This window comes from Thermococcus sp. EP1, assembly GCF_001317345.1.
Lineage (GTDB): Archaea > Methanobacteriota_B > Thermococci > Thermococcales > Thermococcaceae > Thermococcus_A.
In genome coordinates this window covers 1-26592 of sequence record NZ_JXCG01000001.1, presented here as the reverse complement: position 1 = coordinate 26592, position 26592 = coordinate 1, and the positions used below count along the sequence as shown (strand labels likewise).

Annotated in this window: 25 protein-coding genes; 9 read left to right on the top strand and 16 right to left on the bottom strand. The window is 38.6% G+C overall.

The features are described 5' to 3' along the window. The first annotated feature begins 6 nt into the window (after positions 1–6). Positions 7–660: a DUF257 family protein gene (locus EP1X_RS00125; RefSeq protein WP_172672576.1), complete on the top strand. Its 654-nt coding sequence runs from the start codon at positions 7–9 to the stop codon at positions 658–660. On the opposite strand, the gene EP1X_RS00120 is transcribed toward EP1X_RS00125, so the two are convergent. Further along, positions 620–1618, bottom strand: a complete 999-nt coding sequence (locus EP1X_RS00120; RefSeq protein ID WP_055280705.1) for a hypothetical protein — start codon at positions 1616–1618, stop codon at positions 620–622. The genes EP1X_RS00125 and EP1X_RS00120 overlap by 41 nt on opposite strands. Further along, positions 1618–2208 carry a metallophosphoesterase gene (locus EP1X_RS00115; RefSeq protein ID WP_055280703.1) on the bottom strand — a complete coding sequence of 197 codons (591 nt, stop codon included), beginning with the start codon at positions 2206–2208 and terminating at the stop codon, positions 1618–1620. Before EP1X_RS00115 ends, EP1X_RS00120 begins: the two co-directional genes overlap by 1 nt. Positions 2209–2271: 63 nt before the next feature. Here EP1X_RS00115 and EP1X_RS00110 point away from each other — a divergent pair, with 63 nt between their 5' ends. The 3 genes from EP1X_RS00110 to EP1X_RS00100 all read left to right on the top strand — a co-directional run bounded on the left by EP1X_RS00110 (position 2272) and on the right by EP1X_RS00100 (position 4528). Further along, the gene (locus EP1X_RS00110) at positions 2272–3360 is read left to right on the top strand and encodes a saccharopine dehydrogenase family protein (protein ID WP_055280701.1); all 1089 of its coding nucleotides are present in this window, start codon (positions 2272–2274) and stop codon (positions 3358–3360) included. Further along, complete coding sequence (locus EP1X_RS00105; RefSeq protein WP_055280699.1) at positions 3338–4000, top strand: 16S rRNA methyltransferase; 663 nt, start codon at positions 3338–3340, stop codon at positions 3998–4000. The genes EP1X_RS00110 and EP1X_RS00105 overlap by 23 nt, the downstream gene beginning before the upstream one ends. Positions 4001–4114: 114 nt before the next feature. Next, positions 4115–4528: a translation initiation factor IF-5A gene (locus EP1X_RS00100; RefSeq protein ID WP_055280697.1), complete on the top strand. Its 414-nt coding sequence runs from the start codon at positions 4115–4117 to the stop codon at positions 4526–4528. Between the two features lie 28 nt (positions 4529–4556). On the opposite strand, the gene EP1X_RS00095 is transcribed toward EP1X_RS00100, so the two are convergent. The 7 genes from EP1X_RS00095 to EP1X_RS00065 all read right to left on the bottom strand — a co-directional run bounded on the left by EP1X_RS00095 (position 4557) and on the right by EP1X_RS00065 (position 11948). Continuing rightward, positions 4557–5414 carry a carbohydrate kinase family protein gene (locus EP1X_RS00095; RefSeq protein ID WP_055280695.1) on the bottom strand — a complete coding sequence of 286 codons (858 nt, stop codon included), beginning with the start codon at positions 5412–5414 and terminating at the stop codon, positions 4557–4559. Positions 5415–5423: 9 nt separating this feature from the next. Next, positions 5424–6626, bottom strand: coding sequence for a glycosyltransferase (locus EP1X_RS00090; protein ID WP_055280693.1), 1203 nt, complete (start codon positions 6624–6626; stop codon positions 5424–5426). Between the two features lie 73 nt (positions 6627–6699). Further along, entirely contained in the window at positions 6700–7737 is a 1038-nt protein-coding gene (locus EP1X_RS00085) for a glycoside hydrolase family 130 protein (RefSeq protein ID WP_082391424.1), read from the bottom strand. Between the two features lie 12 nt (positions 7738–7749). Next, positions 7750–8823, bottom strand: a complete 1074-nt coding sequence (locus EP1X_RS00080; protein WP_055280692.1) for an ABC transporter ATP-binding protein — start codon at positions 8821–8823, stop codon at positions 7750–7752. Then, positions 8823–9671, bottom strand: a complete 849-nt coding sequence (locus EP1X_RS00075) for a carbohydrate ABC transporter permease (RefSeq protein ID WP_055280690.1) — start codon at positions 9669–9671, stop codon at positions 8823–8825. The genes EP1X_RS00080 and EP1X_RS00075 overlap by 1 nt, the downstream gene beginning before the upstream one ends. Next, positions 9668–10606 (bottom strand): carbohydrate ABC transporter permease, encoded by a 939-nt coding sequence (locus EP1X_RS00070; protein ID WP_055280688.1) that lies wholly within the window; start codon positions 10604–10606, stop codon positions 9668–9670. The genes EP1X_RS00075 and EP1X_RS00070 overlap by 4 nt, the downstream gene beginning before the upstream one ends. A 10-nt stretch (positions 10607–10616) precedes the next feature. Beyond that, positions 10617–11948 (bottom strand): ABC transporter substrate-binding protein, encoded by a 1332-nt coding sequence (locus EP1X_RS00065; RefSeq protein WP_055280685.1) that lies wholly within the window; start codon positions 11946–11948, stop codon positions 10617–10619. Between the two features lie 152 nt (positions 11949–12100). Between EP1X_RS00065 and EP1X_RS00060 the strand changes: the two genes are divergently transcribed. The 4 genes from EP1X_RS00060 to speB are packed head-to-tail and all read left to right on the top strand — an operon-like array spanning position 12101 to position 17036. Beyond that, the gene (locus EP1X_RS00060; protein ID WP_055280683.1) at positions 12101–13159 is read left to right on the top strand and encodes a TrmB family transcriptional regulator; all 1059 of its coding nucleotides are present in this window, start codon (positions 12101–12103) and stop codon (positions 13157–13159) included. A gap of 15 nt (positions 13160–13174) precedes the next feature. Continuing rightward, positions 13175–13879: an HAD family phosphatase gene (locus EP1X_RS00055; RefSeq protein ID WP_055280681.1), complete on the top strand. Its 705-nt coding sequence runs from the start codon at positions 13175–13177 to the stop codon at positions 13877–13879. Then, positions 13876–16119, top strand: a complete 2244-nt coding sequence (locus EP1X_RS00050; RefSeq protein WP_055280678.1) for a glycoside hydrolase family 65 protein — start codon at positions 13876–13878, stop codon at positions 16117–16119. Before EP1X_RS00055 ends, EP1X_RS00050 begins: the two co-directional genes overlap by 4 nt. 56 nt (positions 16120–16175) lie before the next feature. Further along, positions 16176–17036, top strand: coding sequence for an agmatinase (gene speB / locus EP1X_RS00045; protein ID WP_055280677.1), 861 nt, complete (start codon positions 16176–16178; stop codon positions 17034–17036). A gap of 1 nt (position 17037) precedes the next feature. Here speB and EP1X_RS00040 read toward each other — a convergent pair whose 3' ends face one another. The 6 genes from EP1X_RS00040 to EP1X_RS00015 form a co-directional block, all read right to left on the bottom strand. Then, positions 17038–18759 carry a chloride channel protein gene (locus tag EP1X_RS00040; RefSeq protein ID WP_055281355.1) on the bottom strand — a complete coding sequence of 574 codons (1722 nt, stop codon included), beginning with the start codon at positions 18757–18759 and terminating at the stop codon, positions 17038–17040. A gap of 84 nt (positions 18760–18843) precedes the next feature. Then, complete coding sequence (gene glmM, locus EP1X_RS00035; protein WP_055280675.1) at positions 18844–20217, bottom strand: phosphoglucosamine mutase; 1374 nt, start codon at positions 20215–20217, stop codon at positions 18844–18846. A 35-nt stretch (positions 20218–20252) separates the two neighbouring features. Continuing rightward, positions 20253–21635, bottom strand: a complete 1383-nt coding sequence (locus EP1X_RS00030) for a mannose-1-phosphate guanylyltransferase/mannose-6-phosphate isomerase (RefSeq protein ID WP_055280673.1) — start codon at positions 21633–21635, stop codon at positions 20253–20255. Continuing rightward, positions 21632–22363: a mannosyl-3-phosphoglycerate phosphatase gene (mpgP, locus tag EP1X_RS00025; protein ID WP_055280671.1), complete on the bottom strand. Its 732-nt coding sequence runs from the start codon at positions 22361–22363 to the stop codon at positions 21632–21634. The genes EP1X_RS00030 and mpgP overlap by 4 nt, the downstream gene beginning before the upstream one ends. Then, positions 22360–23544 (bottom strand): mannosyl-3-phosphoglycerate synthase, encoded by a 1185-nt coding sequence (gene mpgS / locus EP1X_RS00020; RefSeq protein ID WP_055280669.1) that lies wholly within the window; start codon positions 23542–23544, stop codon positions 22360–22362. The genes mpgP and mpgS overlap by 4 nt, the downstream gene beginning before the upstream one ends. Before the next feature lie 114 nt (positions 23545–23658). Beyond that, on the bottom strand, positions 23659–25062 hold the full coding sequence (locus tag EP1X_RS00015; RefSeq protein ID WP_055280668.1) for an ADP-specific glucokinase: 1404 nt from the start codon (positions 25060–25062) through the stop codon (positions 23659–23661). An 89-nt stretch (positions 25063–25151) separates the two neighbouring features. Between EP1X_RS00015 and EP1X_RS00010 the strand changes: the two genes are divergently transcribed. Continuing rightward, positions 25152–26015: an MBL fold metallo-hydrolase gene (locus EP1X_RS00010; RefSeq protein WP_055281353.1), complete on the top strand. Its 864-nt coding sequence runs from the start codon at positions 25152–25154 to the stop codon at positions 26013–26015. An 11-nt stretch (positions 26016–26026) separates the two neighbouring features. Here the strand turns inward: EP1X_RS00010 and gcvH are convergent, their stop codons facing one another. Further along, positions 26027–26431, bottom strand: a complete 405-nt coding sequence (gcvH, locus tag EP1X_RS00005) for a glycine cleavage system protein GcvH (RefSeq protein ID WP_055280666.1) — start codon at positions 26429–26431, stop codon at positions 26027–26029. Positions 26432–26592: the final 161 nt, after the last annotated feature.

Here is a 26592-nt window from a genome sequence, read left to right as displayed (position 1 = left end):
GAAATCTTGGAATATACAAAATCGGTGATGTGGAGAGAAGGAATTGTCATAGAATATTCTTCTAGTGAGCCCATTCATTTAATTTTTAAATGGCTGGTAGAAATCTCTGAGAAAATTACTGATAATATACTTGTCTTAGATGTTTTAGATATTTTATCAATGTTAAAATTAAATCTTGATATTGCTGGCAAGGATACATCTTTCATACATAACCTTGATGTAATAAAAATAGGGGGGAACATAAAGCTTGGTAAGATAATAGGTTATGTGGATCCCCACCAAGATATTACAGTATATGCATCTAAGTATTCCAAAATTCTTCGAGAATACTATGAAACCCACAAAAATATAGTGTACTTCATTTTCGGAATGGAAAAGCTTGTGCATCTGCAGGAAAGGAAAGAGGCATTTGAATTATACGCTACAAATTACACACGGTATGTTTTTGGTGATGAAGAGAGGGTAGGAATTTATTTCATAAACAGGGATATAGCGACAAGGGCATTGCTTTTACAAGTAGAAGAGGCAGCTTCTAGAGTGATGGAGGTTATTCATGAAGAAGGAACATTAAAAATTAAAATTAGAAAGTCTCCACGTTTGGATGATTATGGAAAGGAATTCAAGATCCCCCTTGAAGATCTTCGTCATTTAAAATTTTAGTTTCAATTTCGTGAAGCACTTTTCTAGTTTCTTCACTTAACAAACTTTCAAGCTCATCTCGTGCTGCCTTAGCAACATCGAATTTTGAAGAATATTCTCTGGAAACTTCTATCCAAGGAATTTTCTTCTTTTCCACAAACACATCGATATCTGCAAATCGTTGATATCCTTTATATTCTAGTCCCTTGAGAAGGAATTTTATCCTGAGGGGGTCTTCCCAAGTTATGAGTTTTATCTTGTAAACTCTAATTCTCATAAAAGGCCTTGGATAGTCCCAGTCCCATCCTTCGCTTACAACGTATCCTAGATCGAGGTCTTCAAGAACTAAAAGTACACGTTCAATATTTTCTTCGTATCTCTTTTTTGTGTCATATATTCTTATGGTTATCTCTCGCCATCCCTCTGGGAGTAACTTAAAAAGCAAGATTGGTAAGTCTATTCTGAGGGCTCTATATACATCTATGAAGTTTTTCTTGATTAAAAAGGCTCCTTTTAAATCCCCTACACTGAGATGTTCGACAAGTTTTTTGTCCGTTACTAAAAGAAGAGTATCTTTCTCCTCTCCTTCGTTTACTCCTCGGGCAAAGCTAGTCTCAATTGCATTATATCTTTGGGGGATTATTTCCGAGATCTTTTCTGCTTCTTTGGGAACTCTCAACAATATTATTTGTGGTCCAAGATTTGCCCTGTCAAAGGGGGCTTTTGCATTCAAAAGTTCCTTTAACACGCTATCGCTTCTCATTTTTATCAAAAAGGCTCCTCTTGTTAGGTCAAGTATAGTTTTCCATTCTTCGGCTGGTGTCACAAAAACAATAGTATCAAGTTCGCCGCTTTGGTTCCATGCTTCCTCAACAGATGTCTTTGGAACTCCAAAAAGGTTGGTAATGAAATTCTCTCCAACTCCAACGTTGGAGGTTCTTAAAAATAACATTGAAGGTCCAAAACGCATTAATCTCATTATAATCCCCTCATCACTTTATAACCTCTTTCAAAATTTGTTCCATCTGGGTATTTGACCTTAATAACACGTTTGCTTTGTGGGAGAATGAAATTAATGTTTAGGATTCCATTTAGGCCTTTCTCGATAACTTTAAAGTTATGGCCATATAATGCAAAATCAATGGGTTCGTTGTTTTTTAACTCATGAGGTTCGTGAGCCAAAGCCAGTCTAATTCCCTCTATTTCTATGATATCACCAGGCTTTACTATTTTTGCCCTTCTAGAAAATTTTTTGAGTATTTCTGGATCATCTTCATTTCCAGGCACTATATATACCGTGGCATTAGAGTTTTCTAGAATATCTAAAAGTTCTTGAACTCTCTTTTTATATCTATCTTTAAGTTCGGGTCGTCTCTCGAGTTTTATATTGTCTACGAGATCTCCAGTATGAATTATGTATTTTGGCCTACTCTTTTCTATTAAGTTGAGAATGAATGAGTATATGTTATCCGGTGTATCACTTATGTGCATGATCTTTGGTTCTGAAGTCTCAAGTAATACCTCTGGGAGTCCTCTTCTCCTTAGAAAACTTGGAAGGTTAAATCTCATCTTAAATATTTTTTCGATAGCATTTTATATAACTTTGGTCCAAGAAAGGAGAGGTGGTTTATAGTGCAGGTGTTGTTATTAGGTGCGGGTAACGTTGGAAAGGCTATAGCTTGGGATTTAAAAGATGAGTTTGATGTTTCTGTTGGCGATGTAAGTGAAAAGAGATTAAAAGAACTCTCAAAATTTGTAGAAACCATAAAAATAGATGCTTCGGACTTTAATGAACTAGTCAAAATCATGCGACAATTTGAATTAGTTATTGGAGCACTGCCAGGTAGGTTCGGTTATTCTACTGTTAAAGCCGCAATTAAAGCAGGTGTTGATATAGTTGATGTTTCTTTTATGCCTGAAAATCCTCTTGAGCTCCAAAAAGAGGCAGAAAAAAGCCAGGTGACGGTGGTATTTGACGCTGGCTTTGCTCCGGGTCTCAGTCATATATTTTTAGGACGAATTTATCAGGAAATGGATGAACTCAAAGAGGCCTATATTTATGTCGGAGGCCTTCCAAAAGAGCCTAAGCCTCCATTATATTATAGAATAACATGGTCTCCTTACGATTTAATTGAAGAATACACTAGGCCTGCGAGAATTGTAAAAGATGGAGAGATATTATCAGTTGATCCGTTGGGGGATATTAAAATCATTGAAATTGATGGGAAAAAATTTGAGGGATTTATAAGTGATGGTCTGCGTTCGCTTCTTGAGAATATTAATGCTAAGAGACTGGAGGAATGGACACTTCGCTGGCCAGGGCATTTAGCCAAGATGAAAATCTTAAGGGAACTTGGGTTCTTCAGTTCGGAAAACTTGGAAAATACTCTTAATGTGATATCCCCATTAATGACGTATGAAAGCCCGGATTTTTCAATAATGGAAGTTATTGGAAACGGCAGAATTAATGGTAAACCTATGGAAATCAGATATTTTCTGTATGATGAAGAAAAAGATGGTTTTACATCAATGGCCCGTGTTACCGGTTTTACGACGGCTATAATAGCTCGCGTTGTAGGTAGAGGTGCTTGTGCATATGGTGTCATCCCTCCGGAAATCTTGGGAATGAGAGAAGATACATATTTAGAAATAATGAATGGACTTAAGAAGAGAGGTATTCGAATAGAGGTGAGCAAAAGTGCTTCATCTGATAATAGCTGACAGTGAGCTTGAGCTTGTTCCAAAAAAGCTTCGAAACCATCCTATAATTATCAACTATGCAAAAAAGAGGAATAAACGACCAGAGGATATTCTTCTTGACTCTACCTATCATCATTCTGTATTGAAATCTTTAAAGGATGGAGAAAGAAGAGGTAGGCCTGATATAGTTCACCTATGCCTCATAAATGCCTTGGAGAGTATCTTGAATAAAGAAGGCAAGCTTAGGGTTTATGTGCACACAAGGAATAATGAAGTAATCTACATAAAACCCGAAACAAGGTTACCCAGGAACTACAACCGCTTTGTGGGGCTAATGGAGAGTTTATTCAAGAATAAGGTTGTTCCTAAGGATTTAGCACTATTGAGAATTGAGGAGAAGACTCTTTCTAAACTTATCCAGGAGATAACCCCAGATGCAGTTTTTATCATGCATGAGGAAGGAAAATTCATGGTACCTAAGGAGTTTGGAAAGAAACTGACTAAGTACACTTCACCCGTAGTCATTGTGGGCGGCTTTCCTCATGGAGACTTTCTAAGTGATATAAAGGGAGAAAAAGTCAGCATTTACAGAGAACCACTTATGGCATGGACTGTTGTGAATGAAGTTATAGTTAGTTATGAAACCAGTTTACTCTGCTGATCTCCTTCCCGCCCTGAAGGGCAAGGCTTGAAAAAGAAAAAGTAAATCTTCTTCAAAAATTTTTTAAATGAGTAGAATAAACCACATCAAGAACATTTGTGGGAGGTAAAGAAAATGGGAGACAAAACCAGAGTTCAGGTTAGTAAGCTCAAACCCGGGAGATATATCCTTATTGATAATGAACCGTGCAGAATAGGCAACATCACAGTTTCATCCCCTGGAAAACACGGTTCAGCAAAGGCAAGAATCGAGGCAGTTGGAATCTTCGATGGTAAAGTTAGGAGCATTGTAAAGCCAACAAGCGCAGAGGTTGATGTTCCAATTATCGACAAGAGAACCGGGCAAATCATAGCCATCACACCTGATACAATCCAACTTATGGACATGGAAACTTACGATCTCTTTGATGTTCCAATAGCTACAGGGGTTAATGAGGATATCAAAGATAAACTTAAAGAGGGAATCAACGTTGAGTACTGGGAAACTCTTGGAAGAATAAAGATCATGAAGCTTAAGGGAGAGAGTTAGTGAACTTTTTTTATTTTTGTTTAAATTCTCATTGTGTTATTCTTACGAGGTTGCCTGGGTTTTTTATAACTTGAGTGGCTACATTGATTCCTTCTTGTATGGCTTCATTGAGAGAATATCCCTTTGCTATATTTGCTATCACTGTTCCAAAAAGCGAATCTCCAGCTCCTGTGAGGTCCACAATGTTAGCTTTCTTTGCAGGTACTTTAATAATCTCGTTGTCTTCAGTAAGTGCAATAACTCCTCTTTCTCCCATACTTAATATAATATTCTTTGCTCCTGCGTTTTTAAAAGCCTTTAATGCTTCTTCTGGAGTTTCTATTCCAAAGAGTTCCTTAGCATCTTCAAATGAGGGTTTAACATAATCTGCCATTGCGAGGGCCTGTAGTAGATTTTCTTTTTTAGCATTCCATTTCTTCCATATTTCTTTACGATAATTGGGGTCTATTGAGATCAATACTCCTTCATCCTTTGCTTTTTTCAATGCTCTAAGAATGGCCGCACTGGCAGGCTTCAGAGAGAGTGCGAATGCAGAGGTATGTACAATCTCTGCTTTTTTCCAGTTTCTCTCGATTATATTATAGGTTAAGAACCTGTCAGCTCCTCTATAGATGATAAAATCTTTTCCAGCTTCTTTTATTAAAACTAGAGTCGTGTTTTGACCTATACGAAATGGCTTTATGTTTGAATTTAAGTATTTGAGTTCACTTTCTATATGGTCTGCTAAGAAGTCATTTCCTATAGTGCCAACAAATTTCACTTTTGCCCCAGTTTGTTCAGCATAATAAGAAAAGTTAAGGACAGAGCCACCAGCGTGCATACTTATTTGACTATTTATGAGTTTTAAGTCAACTAATGCTTCCCCTAATGTCAAAATATCAATCATGTTGTCACCTCATAATTCTTTAAAGAGTTGGAGTACTTGTTTAGCCACGCTATGCCAGGAGTATCTTTCGAGAACTCTCTGATATGCTCTCTCCGCAAAGGTATCTCTCTTCTCCTTATTCTTTAACAGCTCTGCAATCTTGGCTCCCATTTCTTCAGAATTTTTTGGGTCTACTAAGAATCCATCATAACCATCTGTTAGGACTTCTGCTGGACCCCCAAACTTTGTTCCCACCATAGCAGTTTTGCATGCCATTGCTTCAAGCATGACTATTCCAAATGGCTCGTATGGAGAGGGAAGAACAAAGACATCCGCAGCTGAATAGTATTTTGGAACTAGTTCTCTCGGCTCTATTGCAGGAATTATCTTTACACGATCTTCAACTTTCAATTCTTTAATTAAACGTAAAAGCTTCTGTTTTTCTGGTTCTTCTTCCTTTGCTCCGGTGCCGGTACTTATTAGAACTAGAAAATCTCCATCATAATGCTTCTTGATATAGGGAACACTCTTTATGAGCAAGTCTAAGCCCTTTCTTGGGTCTAGTCTTGCTAGAGTAAAGACTAATGGCACTTTTGGAAGTTTAAGCTCCTTTTTTAGCTTTTCTTTCTTTTCTATTGGTTTATAAAAGCTTGTGTCAACCCCTATAGGGATCACGTGGATTTTATTCTCGTCAATTTCATAAAGGGTAGCTATATCTTTCTTTTCAATGTTTGTAGTTGCTATTATAGCATCACCCTTATCGTAAATCTCTTTTTCAAGGGCAATTCTATCTTTGTATGGTTCAAAGTCCCCTAGAGCTTTTGCTTTCAGAATTCCAAGAGAATGGGAGGTATGTACCATTTTAACTTCAAACATTTCCTTGAGTTTTAATCCTACAAAACCACCATCCCAGTAATGGGTATGGAGAATTTCATAATTTCTTTCCTTCATGTATCTGGCAATTTTTTCAGTGAATTCTGGCAAATATGGTATTAGCTTCTCCTTTGGAATGAAGCCTTCAGGACCACATTCTATCCTAATTACCCTGACATTTTCGTTAATGTGCTCTATAGGAGGTTTTCCACCTCTCTGTCTGGTGAACATATCTACTTCTGCCCCTAACTCTCCTAGATGCTTGCTTAGTTCTTTAATGTAGACACACTGACCTCCAGTGTCTGGTTCACCCAATTTCCCCAATGGATCTCCATGAGGAGTTATCATTGCTATTCTCATTTTATCACCCCTCTAACACTCTTGTGGCAATATTTTCAGGGTTGAGTAACAAAGATTTAGATTTTGTCTTGATTTATGGGTAATTTTCTCCATATAATCTCCAGAAGACCTTGTTAAGCCACTCATTAAACCATGCATTTTTGATCTCTTTTCCATAAAAGCTAAATCTGCACGCTGGTGCTATGATGGCTCCGGTATACTTATCCGTTGCTCCATAGTACATGATCCACTTTCCCTTGTACCTTACTAGGCCTTCAGCAAAAACCACATTTGGAACATTTCCCACTTTTTCCCAAAGTAATTGTGGTTCAAATATAGGCTCATCAGACCTTGCGATAACCCTGTAGGGATTAGAGGGATCGAGTAGAACCCACCCAACACTATATCCTTTTTCCCAGCTTGCTCCATTATAAAATAGCAAAATGCCTCTGTCTGTGAGTATTGGAGGTGGACCTGGTTCTACGAGACGTTCATCAAACATTTTTAACCTGGCCTCTAGTATTGGATTTTTCCAGTCTGCTTTCCAATGAATTAAATCTTTGCTGTATGCAATCCAGATTTTCCAATCTCCAAAAAACATTATATAGCTTCCGTTTATTTTAACTGGGAGTATTGCACCACTTTTTGTCCATGGCCATTCAGGGAACACTATTCCATGTTTTTCCCAGTGTATTAGATCTTTACTTGAAGCTATTGCAAGTCTTGCAGTGGAACCATCAAAAGCTGTATATGTCATATAGTAAGTATCGTTGATTTTTACAATTCTTGGATCTTCACATCCCATTCTTTCTTCTGGGAGAGTGGGATATATCACGGGTTGAGGATACTTTTTGAAGTTTATCCCATCTTTACTAGTTGCTAGGGCTATATAAGATCTAAATTTATTATCTTGGGCTCTGTAGAATAGATAAATCGTATCGTTAACAACAATTGCTGCGGGATTAAACGCTGCTTTGCTTTCGAAAGGATACTCCCCTGGGGATAAAATTGGTTTGTCTGAAACTCGTGTGTATCCACTTATTGGAGGAGTACAATCGTATCTGAATCCATAAGTTAGAAACAGAATTGTAAATATTAATAAAAAAATAATAGCCGCATATTTCTTTTTCAAAAAGTTCCCTCCTTATCCATAAATGAGTTCTCTTGTTTTAGCATCGAATATGTATATTCTGTCTGCCCTTGGTTTCCAGTAAACCTCTTTTACACTGGTTCCCATACTTTCTGGAAGTTGAACAACTATCTCTAGGTTGCCATAGGGAATATGGCCATAACTTTCTACCCCTAGTTTTTCGATACCTAGGAGCTTTCCTTTAACAAACCCTTCCTTTGCGTCTTTGCTTACTTCTACATGCTGGGGCCTGAAGCCTAGAATCACTTTTTCCCTGGCTTCCATTTCTATTGGAAGCTCTAACAAAAATTCACCAGCATTAAAGAGTGTTTTGTTGTCTTTTACAATTATTTCTCCTTCAATTAGATTCATAGGGGGGCTTCCTACAAATGTACCGACGAAAGTGTTTGCGGGTTTGTAAAAGATTTCATTTGGAGTTCCAACTTGTTGGAGAACTCCTTTATTCATAACAGCTATTCTATCGGCCATTGTCATAGCCTCGACCTGATCGTGAGTTACATAAATTGTTGTTATTCCTAAATCGTAACTCAAGAGTTTTTTAAGCTCAAAACGCATTTGAGTTCTTATTTTTGCATCCAAGTTACTTAAAGGTTCATCTAGTAGAAATACCTCAGGTTCTCTTACGAGTGCTCTTGCAAGTGCTACTCTTTGCTGTTGCCCACCACTTAACTCGCTTGGTTTTCTGTTTAACAACTCACTTATTCCCAGGAACTCTGCAACTTCTTTTACCTTTTTGGCTCGTTCCTGTTTTGGAACACCAGCCATTCTTAGAGGAAATTCGATATTCCCAAAGACAGTCATATGGGGGTATAAAGCATAGCTCTGGAATACCATTGCTGTATTTCTCTTAGTGGGGTCTATTTCATTAACTAATTGATCGCCAATCCATATTTCACCCTCTGTAGGTGTTTCCAATCCAGCAATCATTCTAAGAGTTGTTGATTTCCCACATCCACTTGGACCAAGTAGCACCATGAATTCTCCATCTTTAATTTCAAGGTTTAGCCTACTAACAGCTATCACATCTCCAAATTTCTTTGTGACATTCTTCAGCAAAACCCTCGCCATCAGCCTTTCCCTCCTGTAACTACTATACCTCTAATCAGATACTTATTCAGCACAAGGAAGAGGATTATCGTGGGTGCAGATGCCACGAGTGAACCTGCGATTATTGGAGTGTATTCAGTCCACATGCTTCTTTGGAAAGCAAAACTAAGTCCTACTGGGAGTGTGAAGTTCTCGGGAGATCTTAAGAAGATCAGTGGACCTATAAATGCATTCCAAGAGCCTAAGAATTGATATACGGCCACTGCTCCAAGGGCAGGTCTTGCTAGAGGTAAGGCAATGTAGAAAAATGATTTTATCGGTCCGCATCCATCCAAACGAGCAGCTTCAAATATTTCGGTGGAAAGAGACATGAAGTACTGTCTCATTAGGAATATGCTCGAGACATTAGTGAGGCCCAGAAGGGCAAGTCCAAAGATGTTGTCTATTAGCCCAAGCTTATATATTATAATGTAATTTGGCACTAAGGTTACGAACATGGGGATCATCAAGAGAGAAAGTAGAGCTGAAAAAAGAACATCTCTCCCTGGGAATTTCAATCTAGCAAATGCATAACCGGCCATGCTGGTAAACATTATATTGCCCGCAACTATTAAACCCGCATAAAGAGCAGTGTTTCTAATCCATCTTGGGAATAATTCCAACCTAAAGAGTTTCTGATAATTCTCTAGGGTGAATGGACTAGGCATCCACTCTGGGGGGTATCTTGAAGCTTGAGCCCACGTCATAAAAGAAGCTACAAGAGAGCGGATGAATGGCATTAGATAAACGAGTGCAAAGGTTAATAGGACTACATAAGTTATTACAACCCAGATACGTCGTATTAGTAGTTCTTTTTCTTTGGGTGTCATCTCATAGCCCTCCCATACTTTTTCTGGAAGATATATGTAGTTGTAAAGATTATAGCAAAGAGGAACCAACTTTTAGCTGCTGCAACCCCGGGGTTAATTCTTGTAAATGCCTCATTATAGATGTCCAGTGCCACGGTGTATCCTGCCCCTCCTGGCCCGCCATTGGCCCCAGCCATTACCCAAGCTAGGTCAAACATCTGGAGGGCCCCAATAAGACCCATAACCACTACATACACTATCATGGGCCTTAACATTGGAATTGTTATGAAGAAGAATCTTCTTATGGGGCCTGCACCATCTAGCATAGCCGCCTCGTATATTTCTTTGGGAATCGCTTGCATTGCTGCTAGGAAGGACACCATAAAGTGTCCACTGGTTCCCCATATAGCAACAGTAGCTATCGCTAAGAGGAGATAATTTCTATCGTTTATCCAGTCTATTGGTTGGAATCCTGGAATTACATGGGAAAGTGCAAAATTAATAAAACCGTTTTTCATGAAGAGCCAAATAAAAATCAAGGCGACTATAACGGAAGAGGTGGTTGCAGGAAGAAAGTAGGATACTTTAAAGAATTGTTGGCCCTTAATCTTTTGATTTGCAAAAGAGGCTAAAACTATAGCAAGAAACGTTTGTACGGGGACAACTATTGCAGTATAAATAAGAATGTTTTTTAATCCTGTATAAAACGGAGAAAGTAAATATGAGGCTCCGTTGAGACCTCTCATTAGGTCTCTTAACACTATCTCAAAATTTTTTAACCCCACAAATTGCATTGTCCCTATATAATCCCACTTGAAAAAGCTCAAATAGAAGGCAAATCCCATTGCAAAATATCCAAAAACGAGGTTTAGAATGACAGCGATTGAGATGAGAGATAAACCGGCAACAATTTCCTTATTTCTAGCCTTCTCATAAAAAGAAGAAAAAGAAAACATATCAGTCACCTCAGCCACTTAATTCTTCTTGAACAACCTGCTTCATAACATCTATTGCTTCGTCAATTGTCATTTCTCCTCTCATTGCAGCAGCCATTGCGTCACTGAACTTACCTTCAAGTGGTCCTGATTTTGGACCCCAAAGGAACACTATCATTTCGTCGTACTCAAAGGAGAGTGTCTTCTTGTGTTGTGGCCACATGTCGGGGTCGTTCTCAAAGCCCTTTATGCTTGGTAGTGTGTGTCCTCCTTTGACAACAAGTTCTTTTTGTCCATCTGGACCTAATAAGAATTCTACAAATTTCCAAGCCTCTTGTGGATGTTCGCTCTTTGCGTTTATTCCTAAGATGACTGTATATGCCATTGTAACTCTGCCTTCTTTTCCAGCTGGAACTGGAGCAATGTCCCAGTCTTCTCCATACTTGAAGTCAGGGAACTGATCAGCTAAGAATGGTATCATCCAGTTTCCACTTATTACCATAGCAACTTCTTGTTGACCAAAGGCATCTCCAAGCCATCCTGCACCTACATCTCCGGGTTGCACAACATAAGGAGTTAATCCTTGTTCTTCTCTCTCAATCTTTCCTTTCTTGTAGAGGTTTATGTACCAAGTAAGGGTTTCTTTAACCACTGGATTGTCAAACCAAGCTGCATCTTCAGGTTTTTCAAACCAAGGCTTTGGAGCACCGTTACTCACAGCAACGGGTACGTATCTGTTGAATCCACCAAGGTAAATTGCCAAGCCAGGTTTTCCAGTTTTATCAGCTATTATCTTTGCGTATTGTTCAAGCTCTTCCCAAGTTTCGGGTGGTTTTGTCAATCCTGCTTGCTCAAAGAGTTTCTTGTTATAGAAGAGAGCTAACATACTCCAATCTTTTGGAAGACCATAAAGCTTTCCATCTTTCTTGAAGGGTTCTAAGAGGAATGGATAGAATTGATCGATAAAGCTTTGGTCTGCAAGTTCGGATATTGGGTATAGAGCTCCCTTGTCAATGAATATTGGTGACCATGCGCTATCGACGTAGAATATGTCTGGAGCAACACCAGCTCCAAATGAAGCTAGGATGTTTTCGTGGAACATTTGAGTAATGACCTCATATTTAACACCAATGTTCGGGTTTGCTTGCTCAAATTCAGCAATCATTTTTTGGTAGTTTTTCATCTCAGTTTCTCCAGCGCTCCAACCTGCAAATCTTATGAAGACTTTTTCTTGAATCTGTGTCTCGGTTTCAGTCTTTGTTTCTGTTGTTGGGGTTGGAGTTTGGCCTCCAATACATCCTGAGGCTACTACTGCAAAAAGCAAGGCAAAAATCAAAAGACCTCCAAAGAGAACTTTCTTCATTTTTCTCCCTCCCACCTAGGGTTAAGTAATATGGTCTTTCAATTTTTATACTACAATGATATTATATAAACCTTACTGATATAGTATGCAATATATTTAAATAGTATTAATGCAGAAAAAGTATAGTAGCAGGGGGCAGTGGGGGTGTACCAATGGAAAACTATGCGTTTTTGATTGAGAAGCTACAGGAACTAGGACTCACGAAAAGAGAAGCTGAAGTGTATCTTGCTATTCTTGTGAGGAATGGGGCCACCGTGAAGGATCTTCTTGAGTCATTGGATATACATCAACCTCAATTGTATAACATAATCCAAAGCCTTATCAGGAAGGGGTTTATTAGAGCTTCTGCAGGGAGGCCTAGAATATATACTGCAAGTGATATAAGCGCCCTCATAGATATTCAAAAAATGAAATTTGACCTTTTAAAAAGCACTCTTCAAGAAGAACTTATGAAAATAAAAAGCAGGTCGGAAGAAGAGGGACCGTATATCTCTATGGTTAGGAGTTTAGAGGGTGTATTGGCTAGTATTATAGAGATAGTTAACTCTGCAGAAGTAGAGATTAGAGCAGAACTGCCATTCCCTATTTTTAAAGAGCTCAAACATTATCTTTTAGGGGCTGCTCAGAGAGGAGTAAACTTATATCTTTTGGTATACCCTGGAACTGGCGGATTTGAGGAATTTGAGAGATTCAAAGATCAAGTGAAAATAAAAACCTCTGAACTTGGGAACTTTTTGCTTGTTATTGCAGATCTTTCAAGTGCAGTTTATGCAAAAAGAAGGTTCTTTAGTGTTCATAAGCTTCCCGTTTCAAATACGGAGATTTATGGGTATGTCATTCAAGAAAAGGATTTATTGCTTAGATTACTAAACATTCACAATAATCTATGGATAAAGGCTAAAGAGGCCCTTTGTTGGGTTTCAAGGCCCGAACTGTATCCAAAGACCTTTATAGAATTTTCTATGGCGCTTAACGAGCTGGAAACTCTCTTAAAGCTTGGTTACACTCCCATAGTTACAGTAGAAGGAAGGGATATTAAAAGTAGTTACCCCATAAAAACCAAAGGAAGAGTTCGTTCTGTAAACCGTTTTGGAATTGTAAGTAATTTTGTTCTTGAAAGTGAAGAAGGGACATTAACTATAGGAGGATTTGATGCAGAGGTGGAAGATATCGAGGCTCAGCGCATTATAATAGAGAAAATAGAAAGATGAACTGGAGGGCATCAAATGAAGGAGATAGCACTAATATGGGACTTTGATGGTGTATTAGTCTTTACTCCTCATGAAGAAGCTTGGAAAAGAGCTGCAAGGCACTACGGAGCGGACATTGATCACGAATTTTATGTGACCTATGTTTCAGGGAAACCAAGATATGAGGGAGCTCATAAGATATTAGAACTCAAGGGGATTTATGAAAAATATAATGCAAGAAGTGAAGAAGAGAGAAAGGAACTTCTACATGAATTTGCAGAGTTTAAGAACAGGATAGTCAACGAGATGTTTGAAAGGGAGGAATACGAGGTTAATTGGAATGCAATAGCCTTTTTACAGAACGCAAAAAAAGCTGGAATAAAGAATGCTCTTGCATCTGCATCTAAAAATGCGACAAAACTAGCGAAAAAAGTCAAGATTGGGGAGAAAACACTTGCTGATTTGTTTGATGTGAATGTTAGTGGAATGGCCCCAACTAAAAAAGAGGTTTTCAAACTGGCGATGGAAGAGTTGAGAAGAAATTTTTCAGATATCAAATTTTTCTTCGTAATTGAAGATGCTCCAGCAGGTATTCGGGCTGGAAAAGAACTTGGAGCCTTTACTTTGGGCTATGAAAGGGAAGCGAAGTTGGATAGTGCTGACTTGACTTTTGATGATTTTGCCAAATTGACTACTAAGAACCTTCAGCAGCTTATAGAAAGAAAGGAGGGTAGGGTATGAAGTTCAATTTCGAGTTTAACCGATACTCACCAAGAGAAGAGGAACTTTATGGTACGATATTAACATTAGGAAATGGTCATATTGGGTTAAGGGGAGAAATTGAACTTGAACCCACAATATATGGTACAACTGTTGCGGGGATTTATGACTATGCTCCCTACTTTTATAGAGAAATCGTGAATGCTCCTCGAGTAATTGGGCTGCAGATGATGTTTAGTGGAGAGCCTCTTAATTTGAGCACACACAAGCTTTCAAGATATGAAAGAGAACTTAATATTAAGGAAGGAACATTAAAGACTTGGGTTCACATGGAGACCCACAAAGGAGTGAAAATTCAATATGAGAGTTTAAGAATTGTTCATGGAAAACGAAAGAACCTTATTATATTAAAGTTTAAATTTCAAGCGAGTAAAGGTGGTTTATTAACTTTGGTAAATCCAATTGAAACAGATGTTGCAAACCCTTCTTACCGTCCAGAAATTATGGTGAAACATTGCTCACTTAAGGAACTTTATTTTGATGAGGAATCAATATATGCGGAGGTTAGAACACTGGATGATAGATACAGCATTGGGATTGGAAGTTCCCTTATCACAGAGGAAAAGGTGGAGAGAAGCGTTATAAAGAGTAGTAGGGGTATAGCAGAGGTCTTAAGTCTACAAGTTCGGCCTAACGAGGTCTATGAATTTATTAAATATGTGGTTATATCCTCTAAAAACGATGAGAATTTAAAGGAACAAGTTTTAGGAGAACTCAAAGAAGCTGTGGAATTGGGTTTTGGGAAGCTTTATGAAGAGCACAGAGAGTACTGGAATAACATTTGGAAGAAGGCCAAGATTGAGATTGAAGGTGATGATGAGGCAGAAAAAGGGCTTAACTTTAGTCTCTTCCATTTGATTCAGTCACTACCAAGAGATAGCAATATTTCTCTAACAGCCAGAGGAATACACGGCTTTGGTTATAGGGGACATGTTTTCTGGGACACTGAGATCTATGCACTTCCATTCTTTATAGCAGTTTTTCCAGATGATGCCAGGAGGATGCTGATGTATAGGTATAGGAATCTAAAACCTGCTAAAGAAAATGCTAAACTCAATGGTTATGATGGTGCTCAATTCCCTTGGGAGTCTGCTGACGATGGGTATGAGGCTACTCCCTCCCTGGTTCCTCTCGACATGGCTGGTAAGGAAGTTGTGAGAATTTACACAGGAGAGGAAGAGCACCATATAACCGCAGACATAGCTTATACTGTGGACTTGTACTATAAGTTTACTAGAGATGAAGAGTTCATGTCAAAATATGGGCTTGAAATAATCCTTGAAACGGCCCGTTTTTGGGCCAGTAGGGTAGAATTTGATGAGAAAAGAGGGTATGTAATACGAAAAGTCATAGGTCCAGATGAGTATCATGAGCACGTAGATAATAGCTTTTTCACGAATTTAATGGCAAAGCATAACCTTCTCTTAGGAGTTGCGTATTTTAAAAAAGCTCTGGAGCTTGGGGGCGAATGGGTAGAAACTGTAAAAAGAACTGGAGTTGATGAAGAGGAAGTGCATAAATGGCTTCAGATAGCAGAAAGGATTTATATTCCAAGACAAGTGGAGGGAGTATTCGAGGAATTTGATGGATATTTTGACTTGGAAGACTACAAACTTGATCCTTATGGTATTGGAGAAGCAAGACTCCCCGAAGAGATAAGAAAAAGGATAGGAAAAACAAGGCTCATAAAGCAAGCGGATGTTATAGCAGCTCAATATCTGTTAAAGGAACAGTTTGATCTTGAGACAATTAAAAAGAACTTTGATTACTACATTGTCCGGACGACCCACGCTTCTTCTCTTTCAATGCCGGCTTACAGCATAGTGGCCTCTTGGCTAGGTTATGATGATCTGGCCTATGACTATTTCACAAAGTGTGCTTATATAGATCTTAGGAACATTTATGGGAACACTCATGATGGCTTCCATCTTGCAACAGCAGGGGGAGTATGGCAAGCACTCTTCCGAGGTTTTTGTGGAATTGACATCAAGGATGATAGAGTAGAAATCTCGCCAAGCTTACCTCAAAAATGGGAATCAGTAAACCTTAGATTCTTTTTCAGAGGAACATGGATTGATCTTGTTGTCAAAAATAACAAGATAAGGGCAAAAATCATTAATGGGACAAGAAATGTTAAAGTTTGTGCATTTGGAAAAGAAGCTATCTTAAGTCTAGGAGAAGAAGTAACCTTGGAGAAATAGCTCTCTTTTTGCAAACATTTTTAACTTATTTTCTAAATTTTCTCTCGGTGGGGTCAATGGAATTGCTTTATACTTATGAAACCTTAAAACTTGAATTTCCTATGAGTGATATAGAAAAAGCAGATTTTGTAATCTTGGGGATTCCCTTTGATGGAACAACTTCTTATAAGCCTGGAACCAGGTTTGGTCCTACATTAATAAGGCAAGCTACTCTTAACTTAGAGAGTTACATTCTTGATTATGACACTGACTTGGCTGAGGTTAAAATAACAGATGTTGGAGATTTAGCAATAGTGGCAGGTAATCCACTTGAGACAATAAAACGTGGTATTAAAACAATTGAGGAGATAAAAAAACTGAATCCAAAAGCAATTCCAATAGTTCTCGGTGGAGAACATTCAATGACTTATGCACCGGTTAAAGCGTTAATGCCAAAGAGCTACATTGTTTTCGATGCTCATTTGGATTTGAGGGAGCAATATGAAGAAAACCCATGGAATCATGCTTGTGTGGCTAGACGTATATCCGAGTTAGGTATAGAAATAGCGGAATTTGGGATAAGAAGTGGAACTAAGGAGGAAGTAAAATACGCAAAAGAAAGAGGTATTCATTGGGTTCATGCAAGACATTATAGCTTTGAGAGATTCAAGGAGATTGTAAGAGACTTGCCAGATCCAATATACATATCAATAGATATAGATGTCTTTGATCTTTCAATGGTGCCTTCTACGGGGACCCCCGAAGCAGGTGGCTTAGGATTTTGGGAAGTAGTAGAGGCATTAGAGTGGCTTGTACGGAATAAAGAAGTAGTTGGTTTTGATATAATGGAAGTGGCTGGGATGGAGCTTGGGGATGTCACAGCTTTAACAGCAGCAAAGCTTCTTTTTTACCTAATGGGGATGATTTCAAAGAGATAATTCACTCTTCTATATACATTTCTTGTAATGCTCTGTAATATGCTTTGTAGATATCTCTTTTTGTCACAACTCCGATCAGCTTTTTGCATTCAGGAGACTCTACTATAGGAAGTAGATTTTGATCATATTTTATTAATTTTTCAAAGGCATCATGGGCGGTTTCATTAAGGTATCCAACTGCATAGTTCTTTCTAAGAAATCTTTCAATAGGAAGACTTTTCACTCTTTGAGGTTTGTTCAGAAAATCCTTTATTCCTACAATTCCGAGTACCTCTAGTTTCTCGTTAACCACTGGGAAGCAATCATGTCCTGTGTGTGCCACAAGATATTCTATATCTATTAGTCTATCTTGAGGAGTCACAAAGATGGGGTTAGTTGTCATGATGTCTTTTACGGGGATCGTCTCCAAAACTATGGGACGACCAGTCTTTATACGGAAACCTCTGCGTTCGAGTTTTAATGTATATACCGAGGACCCTCTAAGAATGAATCTAGCTGTCAGAAAACTTGTGATAGTGGACGTTATAACGCAAGGGAGAAGTGCATACCCTCTTGTGAGTTCTGCTACCATTAGTATCTGATTTATGGGGGCTTGAGTTAGACCACTGAAAAACGCTGCCATTCCAGCAAGAGCATAAACGGCAGTATTGATCTCAAGCGTTGGGAAGAGGATACTTAACATTTTCCCATAGGCTGCTCCAAGTAGAGCTCCCGTGTAGAGGCTAGGTGCGAAGATACCTCCACTGTGTCCACTAGATATCATAAGGGATGTAGCAAGCATTTTTCCTATTCCTAAGAAGATTAAAACAGTAAGTGGGAGCAATCCAGCAATGGCAAGCTCTATTCCTTCATAACCTACACCCAAGATTCCATATTTTGGGAAGAACATTCCAATAACTCCAACACCTAAGCCACCGATGAACAATTTAAAAGGAAGTGGTGCTCTTGATTTTTCAAATTTATCGGTAAGCCAGAAGATAAACTTTGCCCAATATGCAGCTAAGAGTCCGAATATAAGTCCCATGAGAAATAGAAGAGGAAGTTCTACATGATTATATGTTATTTGAGAAGATAGAGTGACTTCAAAACCCCCCTCCCCTAATAATATTAATGTCACAGCATTCCCAACAACCGCAGAAAGAAAAATAGGGACGAGGTTTATAGAAAATACTCCCATATAGACTACTTCGAGGGCAAACATCGCTCCGGCAAATGGAGTGTTAAAAGTACCAGCTATTCCAGCAGCAAGTCCACATGTGGTTAACAACTTTTTCGTTTCTGAAGGGAGCTTAAAAGCCTGTGCTAACGCTGAGGCTAATGAAGCTCCAATAAATCCGATTGGTCCTTCTCTTCCCACGCTTCCTCCACTTCCTATGGTTATTGAGGTTGCCAAGGCTTTTAGAAATGCCAATTTTCCTTTCATTTCTCCTCTTTTGAATATCACTGCTTCTATAACCTCAGGTATACCATTTCCCTTTAATTCGGGATAGTTTCTAATTATTACTACTATCAGCAGGCTGCCAATTGCGGGAAGAAAAATGTATCCAATATTGTATCCGTGGTAATAAAAAGATATATGTGGAAGGAAGGAACTGAAGAAGAGTATTCTTACGATTGCAACCATCTTCCTAAAAACAACGGCTCCGAGTCCCCCGATTACTCCGGTAATGATGGATAGAAGTAATATTGTGGGCCATTTCTTGAGATACTTCTCACTCCTCATCACGTTGGAGTATGTGCAATGGTATTTAAAGATTGAAGAAACCAAAGGTTCCTATAGAAAAGTTAAAAGTGAGGGAAGAGGAATTTAATCGTTTAATACTTTTTCTAATAGGTCTAGTCCCAAGTTGAGGTATTCTTTTACTTTTTCTTCGCTTTTTGCTTCGGCAAAGATTCTTATTATGGGTTCGGTTCCACTCGCTCTCACAAGAACCCAACCATCTTTGAAGAGTATCTTTGTCCCGTCGGTTGTATCAATAGTTAGCCCTTCTTTCTTTGCGAATTTTGCTACTTTTGCGACAATTGTTTTTCTATCTCCTTCGACATGTTTTTTAGTTTTGAGTTGGTAGAATTTTGGAAGTGTGTCTATTAACTCACTGAATTTCTTGCCGCTCTTTGCAAAGATCTCAACTATCTTTGCTACGGTCATTGCACCATCTCTACCAAGAACATGTTCTGGAAAGATAACTCCACCATTTTCTTCTCCTCCAACTAGTCCATTATGCTCCAGAAGGGTTCTCGATACTATTAGATCCCCCACTTTGGTTTTGATGACCTTTCCATTATACATCTTGGCAAGTTCATCGATTATGTGAGAAGTGGCAATGGTTGTCACCACCAGACCACCCTTATTTTCTTCGAGCATAGCTTTGACCACAAGGGCAAAGGTCTTATCTCCTTGAATAAAGTTTCCGTTTTCATCTATGAATACTGAACGATCTGCATCTCCATCTTGAGCAACTCCAAAGTCAGCGCCAAGCGATTTAACGATTTTCATAAATCCTTGAAGGTTTTCTTCATTCGGTTCTGGATTTCTTGCTGGAAAGTGGCCATCTGGCTGAGCATTTACACTCACAACTTTACACCCGAGTTCCCTTAGGAGGTATGGGAGCACAAGTGACCCAGCACCGTTTGATGTATCGACGACTACAAATGGTCTTCTCTTTTTTATGACTTCAATGTCCACTTTAGACTTTATCGCGTCTATATATGGTCTTATTATATCTCTTTCTACGAGTTGGCCAATTTCATACCATTTTGCCTTATGAAATTCCTCATTAAAGAAAAGTTCCTCAACTATACTTTCTCTCTCTTTTTTGAGTCCCAATCCATTTGGTTCGAGAAGTTTTATTCCATTGTATTCTGGAGGATTGTGAGATGCTGTGATAACAGCTCCTCCGTCCACTTTGAAGTATTTACATGCGAACTGAATTGCCGGTGTTGGAGCTATACCTACATCTATAACATTAATGCCAGTGCTTAGTAGGCCACTTATTAAGGCATTTTTCAACATTTCTCCACTTACTCTAGTGTCTCTTCCCACAACTACCCAAAGCTCTTTGGTTGGTTTTTCTCTTTTTAAAAGTGTTCCAAAAGCTAGGCCCATTTTTAAAGCAAATTCTGGGGTTATTTTCTCATTTGCTATGCCCCTAACGCCGAATGTCCCAAATATCTTGCTCATCTTCATCACCTGTGCCCTATTATAGGCTTTTTATCTCAACCTCTTCCAAAATCGTCTTGGAAACGTTCAATGTCATCTTCACCCAGGTATTCTCCTATTTGTGTTTCTATGACTTCAAGTGTGACTTTCCCGGGATTTTCGAGTCTGTGTACTACCCCTGCAGGTATGAAAGTACTCTCTCCAGGCCTTAATAGGAGTTCTTTATCCCCTATCTTCACTTTTGCAGTCCCTCTGACTACAACCCAATGTTCCGAGCGATGATAGTGTCGTTGGAGGGAGAGTCTGTTTCCAGGTAAAACCGTTAGGCGCTTTATTTTGTATCTCTCTCCTTCTTCCAGCACGGTATAAGAGCCCCATGGTCTGTACGCTGTCTTGTGCACTATGGCCCTCTCATCATTGCTCTCTACAAGCTTTCTGTAAACTTCCTTAACTTTCTGAGTTTCTCCTTTTTTCGCAACGAGTAATGCGTCTCCAGTATCGATTATTATCAGATCTTCAACACCAACTGTTGCTGTTAATCTTTCAGTTATTACAAGATTATTTTTGGAGTCTATGTTTATGTACTCTCCTTTAAATCCACTGATTCTAACAGCATTCCCAGTTTTATCTTTCCCAAAGGCTTCATATATGGCATCAAAACTCCCCAAGTCATTCCAGTATGTATTTAGGGGTACCACAGCAGCTTTGTCTGTTTTCTCCATGACACCATAGTCAACTGAGATATCTGGTACTTTTTCATATGCCTCTTCTATATTCTTTGCCTCTTCAAAAGCAGTGTAAACTTTAGGAGCGACTCTTTTTACTTCCTCGATGAAAAGAGTGCTGTCGAATAGGAACATTCCACTGTTCCAGTAATACCCATTTTCTACATATTGTTTCGCAGTATCGTAGTCTGGCTTCTCTTTAAATTCATCTACCTTGTATCCTCCCTCAAGCTTTTCGCCAGGTTTTATGTATCCATAACCTGTGTGAGGCTTTGTAGGTCTAATTCCGAATGTTATGAAATAATTATTAGCAAGCTGTTCAGCTTTTTCAAATGCTGTAATATAGTTTTCATCAACTTTTATCAAGTGATCTGAGGGCAACACGGCAACTTTCGATCTACCATAATTTTCCTCTATAGTCTTCATTCCCCAGTAAATAGCTGGAAGAGTGTTCTTTCCTATAGGCTCTAGAAGGATATTTTCTTCTGGGATTTCAAGACCAAGTTCTTTAAGGTCATCAAGAACCCTGAACTTGTATTCTTTATTTGTCACGACAAAAATTTCCTTTGGTTTTGAGAATTTTAGTGCTCTTTCTATGGTTTTTTGGAATAATGAAGTGTTGTTAAATATTCTTATAAACTGCTTTGGCATAAGTTCTCTACTCAGGGGCCAGAGTCGAGTGCCTTTCCCTCCAGCGAGGATTAGGGTTTTCATTTTATCACCTCCATTAATTTAGTTATTTCCCTTATATTCTTAGCCCCCGAATAGGATAAACCGATTGTGAAGGGATAATCAACGACTTTGAGCATAGGAATGTCGTTTTGGCCATCTCCGACGGCGTAACTCTCAACTTTTTCAATCTGTGAATACAAATTCAAAATAAGTTTAGCAGCTTTTCCTTTGTCGGTGTTCCCAGTTACGTTGTAGAATCTGCTTCCCTTTGATATTTTTAATTCTCTTTTTGTCAGTTCTTTTTCGAAGCCTGGGGTATCCCAAGTGAATATGGTTTCTGAATACTCCCTTTGCATGGCCAATTTTGCTAGATCTCCTGGAAGATTGGTGTATTTAATTACTTCCTCTAGGCTTGAGTTTCCATAGTATTTTAATCCAAATTCGTCTTTTATCTCATCTAGAGCTTTTTTTATTATAGTATAGCTAACTCCAAGCTCAATTACTAGATAATTTCTCTCTTTCCGTGTAAAGGGAAAGTTAAAAGGCAGGTCATCTTTTGGGATATACACTGCACTTCCAGTTTCTACGATAAATGGATCGTTAATATCAAGTGCCTTTCGGTAGTACTCCTGTTCAGCTTTAGTTTTTGATGAGTTAAATATTATCTTAAATCCCCTCTCCTTTAGAAATTCTACTATTTTTTTGGCTGGTTCTGGGGAATAGTCCTCTCCTATGAGGGTTTTGTCAAGATCAAGGAATATTATCTTCATAGATCGAACCTCAATAATGTCTCTTGATTGGCTTCCAACGTGTCCATCCATTTTTTAATGTCTATCTCTTTTATCGGCCTCATGACTCTTGGTTTTGGAGGCTCTTCGTCTTCTTTTATTATATTGTGCATTCTAAGATCATTTAGGATTTGTCGTTTTAGACTCTCTGATGAGAGTTTTGAGTGGTATATAGTGGTTAATGAAAGCAGAACCATCTCTTTTACGTGTTCTTGGCCTTTATCCTCATGAAAATGTGGGTTTAAGGTTTCTATCTGGAAAATTTCTATTCCTTGATCAAATACCTCTTGGAGTTCTTTTGCATTCTCCCAAGTGCCAAAGCGCTCAAGGAGATAAACTATCTCGTAGGGTTCGATTGAATAACCTGTGGAAAATGGTATGATTTCTGCAAGCTTCATTGTCATGGCATGCTCTCCAGCATTTCCAGTCACCATAATAGTGGTCTCAAATGTGGTTTTCTCACTTATGAGTTGATTTAGATAGCGATTTGTTATCTCACTTACCCTTCCCCATTTTTTGAAGTAGAGTGTTCCCTTACTTACTTTTGGTTTGTGTCGCCAGTGGAGTCTTACCATTGCATAGTCACTCTCACTCATCAAGAAACCAGCAGCATAGTCTTTAACATACTCGTTAACGGCTCCTGGGATGTAATTATCAGCATCAACAAAGCCAACGTATTTGGCACCTATAGCTTTTGCAAGTAATATTCCTAGGAGCATTCCCTCGCCCTTTCCGCTTCTTACAAGCCCTTTTTCATCAAGAATATCCTCATATCCAACCTCTTTAAAAGCTTCTCCTAGTCCAGGATCTTTTTGGTGAATCATCAAGACCTTTGAGTGCGTTAGATTGCAAAAGTGCTTAACTAGGTCTACTTCTTGCTTAAATCTGTTGGGCCCTTTCCTTTTACTGTTAGAAACTATGATGATAGTTGATTTATGGGGGATTGCCTTTAACACACCATCAACAAGATGAAGCTTCTCATTTTTCATAGGTACAACTATTGCCATTTCCCCAATAACTTTGTATATATCCCCTCTCGGAATATTTTGCACCGTAAACATTGGAACATCTTCGGTTTCAGTATCCATCTTGATGACTTTTTGTAGTTCGTAAATTTTCACCGCTCCAAAGATTTCCTTATAAACTGGAGCCTCTAAAAGCATGTTCTCACCTCCTAAGTGATTATAGCAAGCAGAATAATCAAAAACACTCTGCCAAATACTCTTTGTTTTCCCCTATATATAAATTTTACCCCAAGTTAGAAAAATAGGAAAAGCTCAGCTCTTCCTCATTCCGAATTCACTAACAAATGCAGAGCTTGAAATTGTATCTCCTATCCCGACAGTGCTCTTTGGAGAGGTCACGATCTTTGTTGGGATAAATGTTAGCTGTCTGTCAGTCATATCTATTATGCCGTTTTCAAATTCGGTAAATTCCTTCTCAAGCTCTTCTTCGAGGATTATTGCTCTTTCATTTGTTGGAACACTTAAGGCATCTCTTATCTGTTCAACTCTTTCTAAGTTACCCCGCATAGCTTTTGCTGCGGCTGCCAATGAAGCGAAGAGCAAGGCATCTCTAACAGGTTCTCCTCGGTACTGGGTTAAAGCCAAGTAATAACCATAGGTGTGGAAATGAATTCTTTCTATTCCAGTTTCATCCATTAAAAGGTTCATTCCGTCTATAACAGAAAAGAGATGTCCCTCAAGAATTTCCTTTGCGAGTTCTTCATCTCCAATTATCTCTATTATTGAGGATAGTTCTACCTCATTTAGCCCAACGCTTGTGAACTTTGGCAGCATTTCTATAAGCTCTTCCCTCACCCTTTTGCTTGGTGTATATGCAAATTCAAAGTGAGTCTTCACGCCATGTTTGTTCAAGATGTTAAGGTGACTTTCAACCCTATCGAGGATGTCTCTATATGTTGTTCCATCGGGATAGTACTCTTTTAGAACTTGAAGTCCGCTTATTAAGGCCAGTTCTACTTTTTTGACTATCTCTCCAAAGCCCTCCCTGAATTCCTTTCTCATATATACTCTAGCGTTGTAATCATCAGCGTTAGCTATAAACCGATTTTCCCTTGGAGCCTGGATGTTGAAGACTTGAAATCCTCTTGGGAACTCATAGATATAGTGGATAAGTTCATTCTCATCATATTGTGCTTCTTTAGGGTGAATAAGTTTGAGCTCATTTCCCTCAAAAATTGGAATATAAATCGGTCCATCAACGAATAATTCTGCTTGAAGTTGGGGATTCTGTGGAACGTGTACTATTGTAGGAATCCTGTACACTCCACCTAAGAGATTTGCCATGATTCCGGCTTGGCCGCCGATTCTCAGTTCATCCCATCCCCAGTCTCGGAGATATTTTCTAACTTCTTCGTTCTCTACAAACCATTCCATTGCTTTTCCGAGTTTTATACTTCTCAATATTCCTCCAAAAAGATGTTCAAGCGATGCTATTTTTTCGGGAGGATTTTCTATAATCTTAAAAACATTCTCTTTTCCTATTTCATTGATTTTTTGTTCTAAATCCTCTTTATCAAGATATTTTATAGCATCGATATTTGTATTATATGCTAAAAGAACTCCACTAATATTTGGAAGTGCATTAGTGGCATCCTCAAAAGCTTGCACATATAGTCTTTTCCATAACCGTATCCTCTCTTTAAGGCTTTCTTTCATAGCTTATCACCTCCAGTGTTATTATGCTCCCAAAATTAATAAACATTCCGAGGGCAAACCTCAAAAGGTTCTTTAATAATTCTTGAATGATGATCATTAGAGGAATTGGTTTAGACTCATCCGCTAGAATAGCATTTCAGAGCCATGCTCATACAGATCATTTTGTTAGTGGAGGAGTTATAGTTTCAACAAAGGCCACGAAATTTCTCAGCCATCTCAAAAAGGGAGGGTTTTACAAAACCTACGGTTTTGGTAAAAGCTTTTACATAGGTGATTACAAGGCCAAGCTTTATCCTGCAGGCCATATGCTTGGCTCTGCTCAAATATACATTAAGTTTGATGAATTTTCACTTCTTTACACTGGTGACGTTAAATGGTTTAAACTTAGGACTGCAGAAAAGGCTAAATTTAGACGAGCAGATGTGCTTGTTATTGAGTCCACATATGGATTACCCATGTATAATTTCCCAACTCCAAGAGAGGCTGAGAAAAAACTTATAGCATTTGTTGAACACTCACTGGATAAAGGAAAGACTCCTATGTTATATGCAAATCAGATGGGAAAGGCCCAAGAGCTTCTTAAAATCTTGGATGTCCATGGGTACTCCGTTAAGGTTTCACGAGAAATACTGAAAGTTGCCAAAGTCTATGAGAAATTTGGAATAAAGTTCCGCAATATCTCAAAGGATGGGGAGGTTTTAATTAGTGGCTTTAAGAATCAAATGTCGTTTAATGGGATCCATTCATCAGGACTTTTTGTTTCTGGATTTGGAGATTTGAAATTAAGCAACCATGCGGACTTTTGGGAGCTTATAAAAATAATTGAGACAGTTAAACCTGAGAAGATCTATACTCGCTATGGATATGCTAGAGAATTCGCTAGAATCCTGAGAGGTTTGGAGTATGATGCTAAACCATTAGAAGATGTTCTTTTTTCGGGAGAATTAATTTAAAGAGAAGAAAATCAGAGAGATTCTAAATATTCAGCATACTTTTCAGCTGACATGAGCTCTTTTAGTTCCTCTTCTAGGTTGCTTGGTTTTATCTTGGCGATCCATGCTTCATATGGCTCTTCATTGATTTTTTCTGGAGCATCTTCGAGCTCTTCATTAACTTCGATAATTTCTCCACTAATTGGTGCATAGACTTCACTTACTGCCTTGACACTCTCTACTTCACAAAGAACATCGCCCTTTGAAACTTCTTTTCCAATTTCGGGGAGCTCTACATAGGCTAAATCGCCAAGTTCTTTTTGTGCATAATCACTTATTCCTATCAAAACAGTTCCATCCTCCATTACCTGAGCCCATTCGTGGTCCTTGGTGTAGTAAAGCCCCTCTTTAACCTTGTATTCTCCGACCTCAATCATAGTAATCACCATAGCGTTTTATAGCTGAAAAACATTTAAATCTTTTCCTAATTGTGATCACTTTTGAGCAAAATGCATTATTGGATTGATCAGATAAATTAGTCTTGGTGGGGGTTAAATGAGGGATAACAGAAACTTCTGGCTCTATGCAATGGGACGTT